Consider the following 15656-nt stretch of genomic DNA (forward strand, 5'->3'; position numbering starts at 1 on the left):
GCACGTAGCGAGACCCATATAGTATGGTAGGAGTCTGGACGTACCCCTGGACGCTGTACGAACAGGGAGTCGAGGACGCGTGCAGGTCGCTCGTCGAACGCGGGATCGAGAAGCTCACCGTCGCCTGTCATCACCACTCGGCGCGGGTCTTTCAACCTCGATTTCCCGACGCGCACTTCGAACGACGCCAAGGCGGGTGCTACTTCGACCCGGACGACGACCGATTCGCAGACCTGCCGATACGGCCGATTCAAAACGACATCGACGGTGCGTCCGACCCCCTCGGAGACGTCGTCTCGGTCGCCGACAGCTACGGGCTACAGACGAACGCGTGGATCGTCCACATGCACAACTCGCGACTGGGTGCCTCGCATCCGGCGTACCAACTGGAAGACGCCTTCGGCACGTCGCACGAACACGCACTCTGTCCGTCCGATCCGGCGGTTCGCCGGTACTTCGCGGCGATCACCGCCGAAGCCGCCGACCGCGACGTCACGGCAGTCGAACTGGAAGCGATCCGTTTCCCCTCCGTCTTCCACGGCCACGGAACGACCTTCGGTCACGACGCTCGACAGGTACTCGCCACGAACGTGGAAGAACGGCTGTTCTCGCAGTGCTTCTGTGACGCGTGCCGGTCTCGCGCGCGGACGCACGCCGTCGACATGGAACGGGCGCGCTCGGTCGTTCGGGACCTCGTTCGGCAATCGTTCCGGAGACCGGACACCGACCCACCGACGCTCTCCGAGCTGCTACGTCAGGAGCCGGTCCTGCGGGATCTCATCGAGTTCAGGATATCGACCATCGACGCCCTCCTCGAACGCATCGCTGCCGCCGCCGACGGCGTCCGAGTGAACACGTACGTTCGCGAGTCGAGCCCCGACCGGTTCGCTGGCCGCACCCTCGACGTGCTGGAGACCCACTCCGATAGACTGACCGCGCTCTGTTACGTCTCCGACCCGGACGTCGTACGGGACCGGATTCGAACACTCCGGCGGCGCGTCGAAGTTCCGATAGACGTCGGCCTCACGCTGGACCCGTCCGTCCTCGGCAGTGCTTCGGAGCTGTCGGCCATGGTGGACGCGGTTCGGTCCGAAACCGACGGGCAAGTGACGGTGTACAACCACGCGATGCTGACCGAGGCACAGCTAGACTGGGTCGGTGCAGTTGCGGAGTAACGGTGGGCTGCGGGTCCGACGCTCCCATTCGCCCGGTGTAGAAGGCCGCCACGGCCTCCTCGAAGTCGACTTCGTCTACAGTCTCCGTCCGAAGCGGCTTCGCCTCCACGAAAACGCGTCGTCAGTCTTCGGCGAGCGTCGGAACGTCTCCCGGCTTGTCGAAGTCGTGGAACGGCTCCCCTTTCTCCTTGGAGAGAATGTTCAACGCAGCGGCCGCACCGTCGCCAGCAGAGATGATGGCCTCCATCTCCTCGCCTCGGACCATCGCACCCGTCGCGTACACGTTCTCGACGCTCGTTTCCATCTTTACGTTGACGTCGATCTCACCCTCCTCGGTGAGTTCACAGGAGAGGTCTTCGGCGAGTTCACGACTTCGCCCCGTTGCCAGCACGACGTAATCGGCGTCGTACGTGTCCGCTTCCGTGACGATCTCGAACCCGTCGCCGGCCTTCGACACCTCGGTGACTTCTTCACCTTGGTTGAGGGTCGCACCGCGGTCCTCGGCCTGCCCTCGAGCTATCGCCATGAACTCCTCGCCACCGATGCTCCGGATGCCCAGGTAGTTGAACAGGTGAGCCAGATGCATCCACGTTTCGTCCGTATCGAACACGACGGTGTCGAGACCGTTCTTCTGCGTGAACAGTGCGGCACTGAGCCCAGCGGGACCGCCACCGACGACAGCGACATCAGTCATAGTCGGTTTAAAAACAGTACGCACCGATATTAAAATCTTTGAATAGTCGTGACGGATAGTTCATGCGCTGCTCGGCCCGCCGCCGACCCCGACGCCGCCGACGCGACTTCGGGATTTCTCGTCCGTGGAAAGTTCACAGAATGAAAAAGTTTCGGTGGAAATAAGATGTGAGAGATAGTACATGGACCATGCTCTTTGCAGGTAGCGACGAAGGCGTCTACCGAGTCAGCGGCGTCATCGAATCGGGGGACGTGACGGCCGAGAAAGTACTCGACGCCGAGGACGTGTTCCACATCGAGCAGTTCGAGGGGCTGGAGGGGCTGTTTGTCGCCGCGAGGTCGGGGCTGTACCACTCGCCCGACGGCCGCGAGTGGACGGAGCTCTCGCTCCCGGAGCAGAAGGTGTATGCAGTCGCTGCTACTCCCTCCGGGGACAGACTGTACGCCGGGACGCGACCCGCCCGACTGTTCGTCGCCGCGGCCGACTCGACGCTTCCCACCGACGAGCAGGCATGGGAGGCGGTCTCCGAGTTTCGGGAGTTGCGAGAACAGGGCGACTGGAGCCTGCCTCGTCACGACAACGTCGCGCAGGTGCGAAGTCTCTGCACGCATCCGGACGCACCGGACTCGATCATCGCCGGAGTCGAGGTCGGCGGGATTCACGTCAGCGACGACCGCGGAGCGTCGTGGACGACGAGGTCCATCGACGGGTTCGACGCGCCCCACTTGGACGACGTCCATCGCATCGTCATGGAGGACAGCGAGACCATGGTCGTCGCGACGGGGAGCGGACTCTACCGCTCGACGGACCTCGGACGCACATGGGCGCGGCTAGACGAGGAACACGATCAGCGGTACTTCCGTGGTGCGTTCGTCCACGACGGGAGCATCTACGCTGGTGGCGCGCTCGAATCGTCGTCGTCGTGGGAGGACGAGGACGCCGACCACGCACTGTTCGAGTGCCACGACGGCCAGACGCTCGAAGCGGTGCCGTCGCCGACTCCAGAGGAGGTCGCGGTTGGATGGTGTGCAGTCGGCGACGACATCCTGGGCGTGACACATCGCGGGACGCTGCTGCGACGCCGGCCCGACGAAGGCTGGCGGACGATCGGAACGGTCCCGACCTCCGGAGACGTGCGAGGCGGCTACCTTCCGCTGTCGTGGTACGTGGACTGAGCAGGCTACTGTGGACTGATCGGGCTACTGTGGACTGAGCAGGCTACTGGACTGATAGAGGTACTGTGGTGTCGTCGGTGGACCGGTTCGGTCACTCGTCCGACTTCCGCAGGTCGTTGCGAAGGTGGCCGTAGTCGGTTCCGACGACCATCTTCCGCAGTCCCTGGTAGACGTTCAGGTTACCGAGGACGTATCCGCAGACCCAGTACTCGTTCGGTTCGAGGTCAGAGACGTCCAGGTCGAACGTGACCGACTTCTGTTCGCCCGGTGCCAATCGGGTCGTCACCGCGTCGGGGTCGAACACGTCGCGTCCCCGGTACTCGTCGTTGTCGGTGCCCAGCCACGGGACGTACGTCGCACGGACCGGGACGTCCCGACGGTTCTGGAACGCGACGTCGACTTCGACGCCGTCGTGGACGGGGACGAGTTCGCCATCGACCCGAGGCCGTCCGACGGCCCCGTCGAGAGCCGGGACGTCGGCAGTGACCCCACACAGGGGACAGATGTCTCGGCGGCGCCGAGCGACGCCCGAGGCGCTTTCCATTCGCTTCTCGAACACGCGGCGACCGCAGTTCGGACAGCGTCGGTCTACGGCGTTCGTCGCCGTTCTGCGAAAGTCCTCGCGGTAGTCGTCCGAGAGGAACGTCGAGTACCGACTCTCCAGTTTCGAGCGGACGCGGTCTTCGATCCGGCCGAGCGCGTCGGTCACGTCCGAGATCTGTTCGCCGACTTCCCGATGCGCGTTGATGTCGTACCGCTGCTCGTGTACGTCGTCACCGAACCCTTCGATCCGGTTGCGGAGGTCCTTCAGTTGTCCCTTGGCCTTGCTGTCGAGGTAGTTCAACGACCGAAGCCGGTCGGCGTTCCTGAGAGCATCGACCGTGATCGACTGTTCGTCCCGACGGACCGGACTCGTGTCGACTTCGAGGACGAGTTCCTCCAACTCGAACCGACCCCAAGTGTAGACGAGGAGCCGAGCGTCGTCTCCGGACTCGAACGCGACCGCGTACACTGGCGCGTCCGCGAGTGCGTCGGTGCGATTGCGAACGTACAACTCCTCGCCCGACACCGGAAGGTCGAGTCGCACGTCCACGACGTGGGCGTCGACGTCTCGCAGCGTCACGTTGTTCCCCTCTATCGATTCGACCTCGAACGACTGGTCGTCGGCCGATGACGCGACCGTCTCGGGGCGACCGAACAACAGGTACGGGTAGACGGCGGTGTTGTAGGTTCGGGCGGCGAGATTGAGGAGATAACAGCGCTCGGCCCCGGTGTACCCGGCACGGACGAGACAGTAGTGAAGCAACGAAAGCTGTGGGAGCGAGTCGATCTGTCGGTACGCGCCGATGAGATTCGTCGCTCCGTCGAGCAACCCCATCCCGACGTGGACGGGGATGCCCTCGTAGTCGTTCTCCGGGAGCATCGACGCACAGGAGTCGACGAACTGGTGTGGAACGCGAATCTCGTCAGCGTGGAGAAGCTCCCCTTCGAGCGGGCAGTCCATCCGTCCGTCGTCGGTGACGCAGTACGGCTGTGGACCGTCGAACTGCTTCGGACGCGTCTGTGGAAAGCCACAGAGTAACCCGTCGCCGAAGAAAAAGTGCATCGACCGCCCGTGGACCAGCATGGAGAGCGATTCGAGGTCGGAGAACGTAGATCCGAGGTCGGCGACGGTGACGTCGTCGCCCGTGGAGACCGACGTCTCGTCATCGTACGAGAACCAGTCGGTCGTCTCTTCGCGTAGCAGAATCGAGTGCTCGCTCCGCTGGCTGGCGTCCACGCCGTCCGCTGCGCCGCGCTCGTACAGTTCCCGAGCAGCGGACGCGGTGGGGCCGGTGATGACGCCGAACCCACCGGCGTCGGGACCGAGTTCCGCGAGTCGTTGCTGAAGCGAAAGGACGACCGCTTCGTCGACCTCGGTCGGCCCGGTCACGTAGAGAAGTGGCCCATCATCGGCCTCGGCGACCGAGTCGACCACCTCGGTGTCGTTCTCGGCTGCGATCTCCGCCGCTAACTGGCGATAGGAGCCCAGCGCAGAATTACAAACGATGATCATGCAAAAGCATACGAGGAGGCCGCGACGTTATTCTTTCGATGCCTTCTTTTTTGGAAATCAACCGCGCCTACTGACGGAACTGGACGACTCGAACGGTCCGCGGAGATCTCGACGACGGGCACTGTGGTTTTCACTCGTGACGCAGGATTTTCACCCGCGACCAGGCAGGATGTAGGGGGGAGGATTCGAACCTCCGAACTCCTTGGAGACGGCACTTTGCGTGCCGCGCTTTTGACCGTGCTTGGCTACCCCTACACATTTAATTGTGGAACGGCAGCATAAATTTATATCGGTACGTGCTCCCGCGAGATCGGCGCGAACGTTCCCGACTCGGGAGCGGCACTGCCACCGAGCGAGCGTCTTGCGGGCGACGTACCGTCGGCGTTCAGCGGTCGCCAGCGACGGTCTGGTACTTTGTCCCCGGAACGTCCGTGACGCGTACGTCCTCGAAGCCTGCGTCGTGGAACCAGTCCCGATACTGTGATTCCGTGTACGTGTTCCCGTCGCTATCGGCCTGCGCGAGCATCGTCACCCCGAACATCCGGGCGTCCGGCGAACGTCCGCGGACGACTTCGATCAGCACGACCGACCCGCCCGGCGAGAGTGCGTCGTAGGCAGCGTTCAGTATCCGACGGTTCTCCTCGGGACTGAGCGTCTGGAACACGCGCGAGCAGAACACGAGGTCGTGCTCGCCGGGAACCGACTCCCGGATGTCGCCCTCGACCAGGGTGATCGGTTCCGAGTCGAGGAGCTGTTCGTCGAGACCGATCACGTCTGGGCGGTCGACGAGCGTGACCTCGTGTCCCTGCTTGACGAACTCCCTGGCGAACGCTCCCGGACCGCCACCGACGTCGGCCACCTGCTCGGCGTCCGGGTGCTGGTGAACGGCCGCGGTCACGCAAGCGCGGACCGTCTCTTCGTCCATGTCGTGCATCGCCCCCATGTAGTGATTCGTGTAGTTCTCCGGGGAGTCCACCGGGTCGTTCGTGTACATCGTCTCCGGGAGCGTGATCCACCGTTCGAGACCGTCCAATCGAAACGCGAGCGACGACATCTCCGCTACGTCGTCCGTGTGAAGTCGTCGTAACCGGTCGGTGGCCTCGTACGTCCCGTCGTTCGCAGTCAGGAAACCCAGACCGACGAGGGCTTCGAGGGAGATCGACGCAGCGCGTTCCGTGATACCGGTCTCCTCGGCGACTTCCGCCGGTGTCGAGGGTGACGTCGCGAGCACCGCGACGAGCCCATTCTTACGGACTGCACGGAGGAACATCATTTCCCTATAATTCATAATAAATACTACTTATACTTGGATAAATTTCTTTTGGTCTCTCAGGGGTTCGACCTCGAGGTCTTCACCGAGCGACGCTGACGACGAGCGAAGCAGTTCCCGAACCGGGATTAGACGGGGCGGCTACCGGAGATGCGGCGGGTAATATCCCGCTTTGTCGCCCAAAACCGTCGTCGTGTTCCCTGTGTACAGGTCGAGGTTTGCGACCACCTGACCCCGAACTTTGTACCGGTAGTCGGGGATCTGTCCGGTGTCGATCACGAACTCGGCGGTGTGTGACTCGCCGGGGGACAGAACCACGTCCTCTCGCTCCGGTTCGAAGAACTGCTCCGCGACGTTGTCCATGTGGTCCAGTACCGGTTGGAACGTCGTCCGCATCGGCGTATCGGTGTCGTTCTCGAACGCTATCTCGACCGACTGCGTGCGCTCGTCGCCCGAGAAATCGCAGTGAACGACCGGGTACGTCGGATCGGAACAGGCCCCGTTCGCCGGGACGTTGAAGATCGGACCGCAGTTCCCACAGCTCCCCAGGAGGCGGCTCTCCATTCCCGACCAGCCGTCGAGTTGTTCGACGAACACCGGCGCGTCGGAGCAGTACGGACAGCTCTCTCGAACCGGATAGCTGTCCTCCGAGACGACGTTCCCCGAGTAGATCCGATGTGGCGTGCTCGGATTCTCGCGCAGGAGCGACAGGAACGCCTCCCTGACGTGGCTTTCGTGGCCGTGAATACTGTCGAGTTGCTGCTGAACGCTCGCGTCGAGGTCGGTCTTGTACTTCTCGTCTTTCGTCCGTTTGACGAACGACCGAACCTGGTTCTCGAACTGATCGACTTGTTCGGCCATCGCGTCGTCCACGAACCCGAGCCGGTCTAAGTGCGGCAGGACAGTGACCGAGTCCAGTGCGATCTGTCGCTGAACGTGATGAATCCGCTCGGCACTGACCGCCAGTTCCAGGGCGTCGAGCTGCATCCGCCCACCGGTGTACACGAGGACGCGAAGGTCGCCGTCCTGCTCGAACGCGGCGTAGTACACCTGCTCATCCACGTCGTTCAAAGTTCGGACGTACAGGCGGTCGTCGTGCGTTGGCACGTTCGTCTGCGGGATTCGGAAGTCGATCACGTGCGCGTCGATGTCCGTCAGGTGAACGTGACAGTCGTCGCCGGATCGAACGTCGGAGTCCAACTGCTCGCCGGCACGAACCTCGACGTCGAACGTGGGCTCGTGGGGGTCGTCGATTGCTGCGTCCGGCTTCCCGAACGCCACGTACGGATGAAACATCAACCCATTCGCGTGTGCGTTCTTGTTCAGGAGGTAGCACCGTTCGGTCACGTCGTACCCCGCCTGCAGGAGGCTGTTATGGAAGAACAGTTCGTGGGGGCGACTCGTCGAGACGCGGTACGAACCGATCATCGACTCCGCACCGTCGAGCAGCCCCATCGCAGCGTGAACCGGGAGTCCAGCCGAACCATTGTCGATCACTGTCGTGCAGGAGAGCAAGAAGAGATGCGCCGCATCGATGGCGTCCGTTGGAACCAACTGACCGTCCAGTGGACAGTCCCGTTCGCCGTCGTCAACGCAGAACGGCTGTGGGCCCGAGAACGCTTCGACGTCCCGTGAACTGGGGAATCCACAGAGGTATCCGTCCGAGAGAGAGATGTGGATCTCTCGCCCGGCCGACGCAACCTGAAACGACTGAATCGGCGTCTCCGTTCGGTTCTCGACCGCTTTCGCAGTCGCTCGATCCCCGGTGAGCAACCCCGGCGTTTCGGGCAACTGGTCGGGCATGATGGGGTCGAGGTGGTGACTACACAGGAGCACGTCCTCGCCGCTCGGGTCCGTTCGGGTGCAGTAGAGATCCTCGGCGTCCGCCGGCGTGAAGCCGCTGATCAGGCCGAAGGCTCCGTCCTCGGGGCCGCGGTCGAGCAACCGCCGCTGGAGTGCCGACAGCGTTCGCTCGGCGAAGTTCGACGGCGAGTCGACCCAGACGACCGCCCCGTCGCGCTCCACTGCCGACTCGAACTCCGTGACGACGGACTCCCCTCGAACGGTAGCGATCCGGTCGACCGCCGACGCGAACTCGTCGTCGCTGGTCGTGTACACTACCACGGTCGTTTCCTCCGGAATGGCGCACAAGCGGACTCGACAACGACGTACGGAGCAGAATCACCGTTAGTTGGTCGTGCTACCGACTGAGTTCTCATACGAGTTTATACTCTCTTAAAGAATTAAAATTTTCGTTCGGTTTTGATGAGTAGTCTAGCGACGAGTTCGGAACGAATCGACCGAGCGGGACGGGTCGGGAAGGGAATGCGACGGTGATCGACTGCTCGAACTCCCGGCTCATCCCGAGTACGGCGTCGCGTGTTCTTCGAGCGAATCGAGGGCCGCCTCGATCTCCTCGTGAGTCGTGTAGAAGTGTGGCGAGAACCGGATGCCGCTGTCGACGACCCGGCTCTCGATGTAACTCAGTCGGAACCCGTCGTCTACGAGCTTTTCGCAGGCCGCCTCGTAGTCATCGACTTTGATGTTCACGATGCCGGCACGAAGGTCGGAGTCTTTCGGTGTCGCCGTAGTAAAGCCGCGCTCCTCGGCCCCGGTGATGAGATGGTCGGTGAGTTCGCTGATAGCTTGGGTGATCGTGTCGACGCCGACCTCCTGGACCACGCTCAGCCCCGCACTCACCTGGTACATATTCGTAATAGGAGGTGTGCCGAGCTGGAATCGGGTCGCGTCCTCCGCGTAGTCGGGGTCCTCGACCTCGAACCGGTCGTCGCTACTGAACCACCCGAGAGTGGACGGTTCGAGTTCGGCGATCAGATCCGAATCGGCGTAGAGGAACGCGGCTCCCGGACCGCCTAGCAAGAACTTGGTAGTGCCGGCCGCCAGCATGTCGACGTCCTGTTCGTCCACGTCGATTGGAACGATACCCGCCGACTGGTAGGCGTCCAGAAAGAGGTAGCCGCCTCTGTCGTGGACGAGGTCGGCGACCGTCTTCGGGTCCATCGTTCCCCCAGTGGCGGAAAATGCGTGCGACGTGGTAACGAGGTCCGTGTCGTCGGTTATCGCCTCCGCGTACCCGTCCTCGGTGATGCGCCGTCCGTCGGTCGACTCTGCCATCCGAACCGTGACGTCCCGTTGGCGCTGTTGGGCGTCCCAGAACTGCCACATCGACGGGAACTCCATCTCGGTCATGACCACCTCCTGTCCGCCGTCGGAGTCGAACGCGCTAGCGATCTGTGAAACCGCCTGTGTGACAGACGGGACGACTGCAATTTCCGACGTGTCGGCGTTGATGAGATCGGCGAATCGCTCCCTCGCTTCGTCGATCTTGTCGTACCACTCGTCCCACGGATGGGGATGCGCCGTCTGCCATTTTCGTTCACATTCTCGCCGAGCGTCTAGCGCGCGCTGGGGCAATGGCGACACCATGCAGTGGTTGAGGTGAACGATCTCTTCCTGCGAGATCGTAGGAAACTCCGCCCGCCACGATCCGAGGTCACTTGTTAGCATTTGGAACAGTAGCCTCCGCGTATAGACTACCGTAAACTCAGAAATCACCGAGTATAAATTTTCCCTATTTTAATGTATTATCAGTATAGCTTCAGTATTATAGAAAGTCCGTGAACGCTGACCCGACTTCGAGCAGGAAGCCCACGCAGGACGACGAGACGCGAACCCCACTGCGGTCTGCTAGCCACGACTCTCTCCAGCGTGACGCGTTCAGCCGCCCGGAAAAGTTTTCGGGAGCGACGTCGAACCGACTGCTCAGTAGCTGTCGAGGTCGTAGAGGTCGCCGTACTTGTCGGTCACGTAGTCGATGTAGTACTTCACGTTGGGCTTCTCCCCAGTGACGTCCTCGATCAGCTCCGGCATGGGATACAGCTTGCCGTGTTTGAGGACGTTCTCGCGCAGCCAGTCGTTGATGACGTCGAACTCCCCTTCGCCAGCGAGTTTTCGCGGGTCACCGATGTCGTCGACCGCTGCGTCGTGCAGCTGTGCGGCGATGACCGACCCGACCAAGTAGACCGGGAAGTAAGCGAACGCTCCGTTCGCCCAGTGGACGTCCTGGAGGCAGCCTTCGGCGTTCGACTCCGGACGGATGCCCAGGTACTGCTCGCACTTGTCGTTCCAGACTGCTGGCACGTCTTCGACGTGTAGGTTGCCTTCGATCAGGTCCTGCTCGATCTCCCATCGGATGACGATGTGAAGCGCTCGCGTGAGTTCGTTCGCCTGCGTTCGGACGAGCCTGTCGTCGCGGACGTAGTTGATGCTCTCGTAGGCGTCGCGTGCGGTGACGTGCGTGGTGTTCGGGAACCGCTCGTAGATCTTCGGCATCAGCTGCTCCCAGAACTCCTCGGATCGGCCGATCTGGTTCTGCCAGAACCGAGCCATCACGTGGTGGAGAACGTCGTTAGCGTCACCGACCGGGTTGCCGTACTCGTCGTCCTTGAGCGCCAGCTGGTATTTGGCAGGACCGGCCTCGTGGAGCACCCAGCTGATCGTCTGGAGCAAGTCGTGTTCGTCGAACGGACCGGCGATGCGCGAGTCGTACTGGTACCCAGACGTGAGCGGGTAGGGTGCCGAGTCGAGACGACAGCGGTCCGAGTCCCAGCCGATCATGTCCAGCATGTCCCTGCAGAGTTCCTGCTGGACGTCCGGGTCGTAGGTCCCCCGGAACGCGTCGGTCTCCAGTTCGACGTCGCTCTCGCGGATCTTCCCGATCAGCAGGTCGAGTTCGTCTCGAACCTCGTCCCGTATCTGTACGATGGATTCGAAGTCGCTATCGGGGTCGTAGTCGGCGTAGAGCACCGCGTACGGGTCGGCGTCGGAGTCTATGACCGAGGCCTGTTTACTCCGAAGCTCGACGAGGCGCTCGAACGCGGGGGCGAACTCCGAGAAGTCGTCCGCGTCTCTGGCGTTCCGCCATTCGAGGTGGGCCTTCGACTTCGTGGACATGATGTCTTCCTCGAGGCTTTCCGGGAGGTTGATTTCACTCTCGCGATGCTCCCTGATCTTTTCGACGATCCGCTCCTTCCTGTAGGAGAGATCGGCGTTCTCAAGTTCGTTCAGCATCTCGCCCATCTTGTCGTCCGTCGCCAGGTCGTGAATGACAGACGAAACTTTCCCGACCTGCTGGGAGCGCGCCTCCTTCCCGCCCTCGGGCATCATGACCTCCTGATCCCAGAGCAGTATGTACTCCGCCTTGCGAAGGTTCCGCAAGGTGCTAACGCGGTCCATGAACTGCTCCCACGTGCTGTCGACGTCGTCTTTGACCGTCGACTTTGTAGATTCTGACACAATTCGAAAATCTACCCTGTCGTTGATAAAACTTACTGAGACTATTTTGTATTTATGTCTAGCTATCGTAGAAATATCTCTGTCTGGACGGGTGAAATCCTGAATACGCCGATTTTCCGACGCCGAATCGCAGATGACCAACGGATTCGAAATCGGCAGCCAGTGCGTTGTCGGATGACGAAGACAGAACCGGTCGATTACTCCGCGTTATCCGACGAGTCGTCTTCCGTGCGTCGTTCCGAGAGTTTCTCCCAGATCTCGGTACAACCGCCCCCGTTGATCACGTCGTTCAGTTGCGACTGATACCGGTCGGTGTCCGTCTCGTCCGGCCCTTTCCCATCTTTTCCACTCATCTTGATTTCTATTATAATCCTTGCCGTAAATATTTATTGCAACGAAAGTGTTGTTAAATATCCAGTTCGTCCGTCCCCGTCCTCTAGCTGCTTTTCGACGTCTCAAGGACTATATCGTCCGGAGAGATCGACGCAAGCGACGGGAGATTGCGCAACTGTGGGTGGGTGGCGAATATCACGACGACTGGAAGGAAGCACAGGCTCACGCCTGCCAGCGTCAACCTGACGCCGATGACCTCTGCTATCGCCCCGCCGCTGATGGACCCGAGCGGTGCCGCTAACGCTGACCCACTGACTGCGACCGACGTGACGCGGCCGATGAGGTCCTCCGGCACCGCCGTCTGTCGTATCGTCTGGATCATCACGTTGTACACGCCGACTGGAACCCAAGCAAGTCCGAAGATGACGATGGTGAGCCAGACGTTGCCCATGAATACAGACGCGAACCACAGAACCGCACTGAAGGCGAACATCAGCGCTTGTATTCGGGAGAACGGATAGGATTCCAATTTCGAAGCGAGAAGCGACCCCACTAGGATGTTTGCCGAGACCGACGCCATGAGGTATCCGTACACGTTCGCTCCGCCGTAGGAATCCGCAAAGGCAGGAAGGATCGCGATAGACAGTCCCATCGCGAAGTTCGCGACGACGGCACTCAGGATGATGTATCGCAGTGAGGAGTTCCAGACAAACTGAATTCCTTCCCGGAGTTCGCTGCGATAGTCCTGGGTCTGGCTGTCTCCGTCCTCGTCTTCGTCCGTATCATCCCCGTTAACACCGACCGATACGGCCGCGAAACACGCACACGCGAGGAGGAAGGTGATGGAATCGATGACGTAGATCGAAACCGCCCCGATTGCCGCGACGAGTAACCCACCGATAGCCTGCCCGATGATGTCTACGGATCTGTAGGAGAACGAGAAGAGCGAGTTCGCCTTAGTGAGGCTCTCTTGGGGGACGATACGTGGGAGTGCAGCGTTCTGGGCTGGATAGACGAACTGATTCAGCATCGCCAACATCGGGATCAGTCCGATGACGTACCAGACCGAGAGTTCGTACTGCAGCGCGATGAACGGAATCGACAGGACGAGTACCGCTTGCGTCAACTGCGTGGCGACCAGTATCCGTCGTACTGGAAAGCGGTCTACGAGTGGACCGACCAGAAACTGAAACAGGCGTGGAAGGTTTAGTAGAAACCCCGCTACCCCGGTGTAGAACGGAGAGGACGTCAGTTCGTGAACGTACCACATCGCCGCAATAGTGTACAGGCTATCGCCGATATTCGTTATAATGCGGCCCGCGAGCAGCCCGATAAAATCTCGATTAGAACGTAGGTCACCCATCGGGGGCTTCTTCACAACAACCTCATAAATATTTTAATTACTGTACTCTCTCGCCTTAAACACGATTTTGCTGGTGTCAGATTGGGAAATCTAGAGACGCGGGCGGAACGTGCAGTTGGTGGGAACTCCGTAGACTGGTAGCCCACGAACAGACCTATCTTTCCCGGCCCCGAACCTCCAGTCAAATGGACGACCGCCTCCGGAACTTCCTCCGCACCAAGATCCGGTCTGCGGGGCGACAGTACGCCGACGCCAAGCGGGCCTACGCCAACGCCCGGCGGGCCGCGCTCGCGGATCTGCCGCAGGACGAGGAGGGGAAGGCTCGAATCGTCTGTCGGCGGTACGCCGAGCGCCGGGCCGTCGAACTCGACGCGAAGGCCCGCCCGGCCTGCTTCGACCCCGACCACCCCGACTGCGAGGGGTGCGTCCGCGACCTGCGCGACGGCCGCATCGAGACGTGGTAGCATGGCGGGCGACGACGCCGGATGGCGACCCGGTTCGAACGAGCCGAACTGCCCGCTCGTCGCGGTCGTGATGGCCGGCGGGACCGGAACCCGGCTCTATCCCGCGAGCAGGGCCGACCGGCCCAAGCAGTTCCTCTCGTTCGGCGAGAGCGACGCCGGCGACGATACCGAGGAAAGAAGTTCGCTCCTTCGGGACACCGTCGAGCGCGTGGGCTTCGCCGACGAAATCTACGTCTCGACCGCCGCGGAACACGCCGACAGGGTGGCCGAGGCGGTCCCGGAGGCGGACGTGCTCGTGGAACCCGAGGCAAAAGACACCGGGCCTGCGCTGGCGTACGCCGCCCACCGCGCACGAACGGAGATCGGCGAGTGCGTGCTGCTCTGCGTCCCGAGCGACCACCTCGTCGCGGGCGACTTCGAAACGACGGCCCGCACCGCGGTCCGCGCCGCAGTCGAAACGGAGGGGTTGGTAACGTTCGGCGTGGAGCCGACCAGACCCGCGACGGGGTACGGCTACATCGAACCGCGACCGGGCGAGAACGACGGCGAATACGCCCGAATCGAGCAGTTCCGGGAGAAACCAGACGAGTCGACCGCCCGCCGGTTCGTCGAGGAGGGCTTCTACTGGAACGCCGGCCTGTTCGCGTGGACGCCCGAAGCACTGCTCCGGGAGGCTCAGGACTCACCGCTCGCCCCGCTGGTCGCGGCGCTGGAGGAGGGCGACCCCGAGCGCGGGTTCCGCGAGGTCGAGTCGGTGAGCGTCGACTACGCGGTGCTGGAGCGGGCCGACGAGGCGTACGTCGTGCTGGCCGACTTCGAGTGGGACGACGTGGGATCGTGGGACGCGATGGAGCGCGTCGTCGAAAGCGACGCGGACGGCAACGCGATCTTCGGGGACGCGCTCGCCATCGACGCCGCGGACAACGTCGTCGCCGCCGACGAGAACACCCACGTCAGCGTCGTCGGTGTCGAAGGGTTGGTCGTCGCGTCCTACGGCGACAGGGTGCTGGTCGCACCGAAGGACGACGCCCAGCGCGTGCGCGAGGTGGTGGCAGAACTGCGCGAGCAGGACCGGTTTTAACGTGCCAAAGTTTGATGTTAACTCGGGCGTTTACATCCAGTATGGGCACTACCGACAAGCACGTCCGAATCAGCGAGGAGAGCTACGAACGGCTGAAAGTACGCCGACGCGAGGGAGAGAGTTTCGACGACGTCGTTGACCGTCTGCTCGACGACGACCGTGACCTCCTCGCTGGATTTGGTGCGTGGAAAGATACGAACCAGCGCAAGGTAGTCGAGGAGATTCACGACCGAGGGGAGCGCGAGAGTGCCGAGCGGATTGAAGAAATCGCCAAGCAGGGGGATGACGAGTGAAAGTCCTCGACAGTTCGTTTCTGATGGACTACGAAGATGGGCACCCCGCTACGAAGGAGTATCTGTTAGACCACAGTGACGAGGAGTTCGTGGTTCCGGTCCCGGTGTACGTCGAATTTCTACTCGGGGGAGTGTACGGCGAGCAAAGTTCACTCCGGCAGAGCCGACAGAATCTCGAATGGGTCGAAACGTATCCTGTTAGTGAAGAAACCGCGGAACACGCTACAGAGATAGCGGATGAAACCGACGATCAAGGCCCGTACCTGTCGGCGGTCGACGCTCTCGCCGCAGGAGTATCTCGGGAGTTAGGTGCACCGCTCGTCACGAGTGACCGTGACCACACGCATCCGTCTCGCCAGCAGGTTCTCGAAGTCGAGGAGTACCTCTAATCGACTACTGACGGCCGTTCAGGTTTTCACTCGGAACGTCGAACCTC

Annotated in this window: 14 protein-coding genes and 1 tRNA gene; 6 read left to right on the plus strand and 9 right to left on the minus strand. The window is 61.8% G+C overall.

Annotation, left to right across the window (positions count from 1 at the left end):
* Positions 1-23: 23 nt before the first annotated feature.
* Positions 24-1175, plus strand: a complete 1152-nt coding sequence (locus DPQ64_RS12405; RefSeq protein WP_115864641.1) for a hypothetical protein — start codon at positions 24-26, stop codon at positions 1173-1175.
* Between the two features lie 121 nt (positions 1176-1296).
* On the opposite strand, the gene DPQ64_RS12410 is transcribed toward DPQ64_RS12405, so the two are convergent.
* On the minus strand, positions 1297-1869 hold the full coding sequence (locus DPQ64_RS12410; protein ID WP_115864642.1) for an NAD(P)/FAD-dependent oxidoreductase: 573 nt from the start codon (positions 1867-1869) through the stop codon (positions 1297-1299).
* Positions 1870-2036: 167 nt separating this feature from the next.
* Between DPQ64_RS12410 and DPQ64_RS12415 the strand changes: the two genes are divergently transcribed.
* Entirely contained in the window at positions 2037-3044 is a 1008-nt protein-coding gene (locus DPQ64_RS12415; protein WP_232820570.1) for a WD40/YVTN/BNR-like repeat-containing protein, read from the plus strand.
* Between the two features lie 91 nt (positions 3045-3135).
* On the opposite strand, the gene DPQ64_RS12420 is transcribed toward DPQ64_RS12415, so the two are convergent.
* The 8 genes from DPQ64_RS12420 to DPQ64_RS12450 form a co-directional block, all read right to left on the minus strand.
* A complete protein-coding gene (locus DPQ64_RS12420; RefSeq protein WP_115864644.1) occupies positions 3136-5100 on the minus strand; it encodes a hypothetical protein in 1965 nt (654 codons plus the stop codon).
* Between the two features lie 170 nt (positions 5101-5270).
* Positions 5271-5355: transfer RNA gene (locus DPQ64_RS12425), tRNA-Leu, on the minus strand.
* Positions 5356-5485: 130 nt separating this feature from the next.
* Positions 5486-6388 carry a methyltransferase gene (locus DPQ64_RS12430; protein WP_115864645.1) on the minus strand — a complete coding sequence of 301 codons (903 nt, stop codon included), beginning with the start codon at positions 6386-6388 and terminating at the stop codon, positions 5486-5488.
* A 123-nt stretch (positions 6389-6511) separates the two neighbouring features.
* Complete coding sequence (locus tag DPQ64_RS12435) at positions 6512-8494, minus strand: hypothetical protein (RefSeq protein WP_157971692.1); 1983 nt, start codon at positions 8492-8494, stop codon at positions 6512-6514.
* Between the two features lie 234 nt (positions 8495-8728).
* Positions 8729-9898 carry an aminotransferase class V-fold PLP-dependent enzyme gene (locus DPQ64_RS12440; RefSeq protein WP_115864647.1) on the minus strand — a complete coding sequence of 390 codons (1170 nt, stop codon included), beginning with the start codon at positions 9896-9898 and terminating at the stop codon, positions 8729-8731.
* A gap of 255 nt (positions 9899-10153) precedes the next feature.
* Positions 10154-11686, minus strand: a complete 1533-nt coding sequence (locus tag DPQ64_RS12445) for a carboxypeptidase M32 (RefSeq protein ID WP_198662121.1) — start codon at positions 11684-11686, stop codon at positions 10154-10156.
* Between the two features lie 197 nt (positions 11687-11883).
* Entirely contained in the window at positions 11884-12039 is a 156-nt protein-coding gene (locus tag DPQ64_RS19280) for a hypothetical protein (protein WP_198662122.1), read from the minus strand.
* A gap of 83 nt (positions 12040-12122) precedes the next feature.
* Positions 12123-13382: an MFS transporter gene (locus DPQ64_RS12450; protein ID WP_115864648.1), complete on the minus strand. Its 1260-nt coding sequence runs from the start codon at positions 13380-13382 to the stop codon at positions 12123-12125.
* Between the two features lie 185 nt (positions 13383-13567).
* Here DPQ64_RS12450 and DPQ64_RS12455 point away from each other — a divergent pair, with 185 nt between their 5' ends.
* From DPQ64_RS12455 to DPQ64_RS12470, 4 genes are read left to right on the plus strand one after another with little or no spacing between them, the layout of a single operon-like run.
* Positions 13568-13846 carry a DUF7091 family protein gene (locus DPQ64_RS12455; RefSeq protein ID WP_115864649.1) on the plus strand — a complete coding sequence of 93 codons (279 nt, stop codon included), beginning with the start codon at positions 13568-13570 and terminating at the stop codon, positions 13844-13846.
* 1 nt (position 13847) lies between these two features.
* Positions 13848-14927: a mannose-1-phosphate guanylyltransferase gene (locus tag DPQ64_RS12460; RefSeq protein ID WP_115864650.1), complete on the plus strand. Its 1080-nt coding sequence runs from the start codon at positions 13848-13850 to the stop codon at positions 14925-14927.
* Between the two features lie 41 nt (positions 14928-14968).
* Entirely contained in the window at positions 14969-15220 is a 252-nt protein-coding gene (locus DPQ64_RS12465) for an antitoxin VapB family protein (RefSeq protein ID WP_115864651.1), read from the plus strand.
* Positions 15217-15609, plus strand: a complete 393-nt coding sequence (locus tag DPQ64_RS12470; protein WP_157971693.1) for a PIN domain-containing protein — start codon at positions 15217-15219, stop codon at positions 15607-15609. Before DPQ64_RS12465 ends, DPQ64_RS12470 begins: the two co-directional genes overlap by 4 nt.
* Positions 15610-15656 lie beyond the last annotated feature (47 nt).

The organism is Halorussus litoreus (genome assembly GCF_003382685.1).
GTDB classification, from domain to species: Archaea; Halobacteriota; Halobacteria; order Halobacteriales; family Haladaptataceae; genus Halorussus; species Halorussus litoreus.

Excerpts from the sequence above, each read along its gene's own strand:
- DPQ64_RS12405 (WP_115864641.1), top strand. The coding sequence starts at position 24 with ATGGTAGGAGTCTGGACGTACCCCTGGACGCTGTACGAACAGGGAGTC.
- DPQ64_RS12410 (WP_115864642.1), bottom strand. The coding sequence starts at position 1,869 with ATGACTGATGTCGCTGTCGTCGGTGGCGGTCCCGCTGGGCTCAGTGCC.
- DPQ64_RS12420 (WP_115864644.1), bottom strand. The coding sequence starts at position 5,100 with ATGATCATCGTTTGTAATTCTGCGCTGGGCTCCTATCGCCAGTTAGCG.
- DPQ64_RS12430 (WP_115864645.1), bottom strand. The coding sequence starts at position 6,388 with ATGAATTATAGGGAAATGATGTTCCTCCGTGCAGTCCGTAAGAATGGG.
- DPQ64_RS12440 (WP_115864647.1), bottom strand. The coding sequence starts at position 9,898 with ATGCTAACAAGTGACCTCGGATCGTGGCGGGCGGAGTTTCCTACGATC.
- DPQ64_RS19280 (WP_198662122.1), bottom strand. The coding sequence starts at position 12,039 with ATGAGTGGAAAAGATGGGAAAGGGCCGGACGAGACGGACACCGACCGG.
- DPQ64_RS12450 (WP_115864648.1), bottom strand. The coding sequence starts at position 13,382 with ATGGGTGACCTACGTTCTAATCGAGATTTTATCGGGCTGCTCGCGGGC.
- DPQ64_RS12455 (WP_115864649.1), top strand. The coding sequence starts at position 13,568 with ATGGACGACCGCCTCCGGAACTTCCTCCGCACCAAGATCCGGTCTGCG.
- DPQ64_RS12460 (WP_115864650.1), top strand. The coding sequence starts at position 13,848 with ATGGCGGGCGACGACGCCGGATGGCGACCCGGTTCGAACGAGCCGAAC.
- DPQ64_RS12465 (WP_115864651.1), top strand. The coding sequence starts at position 14,969 with ATGGGCACTACCGACAAGCACGTCCGAATCAGCGAGGAGAGCTACGAA.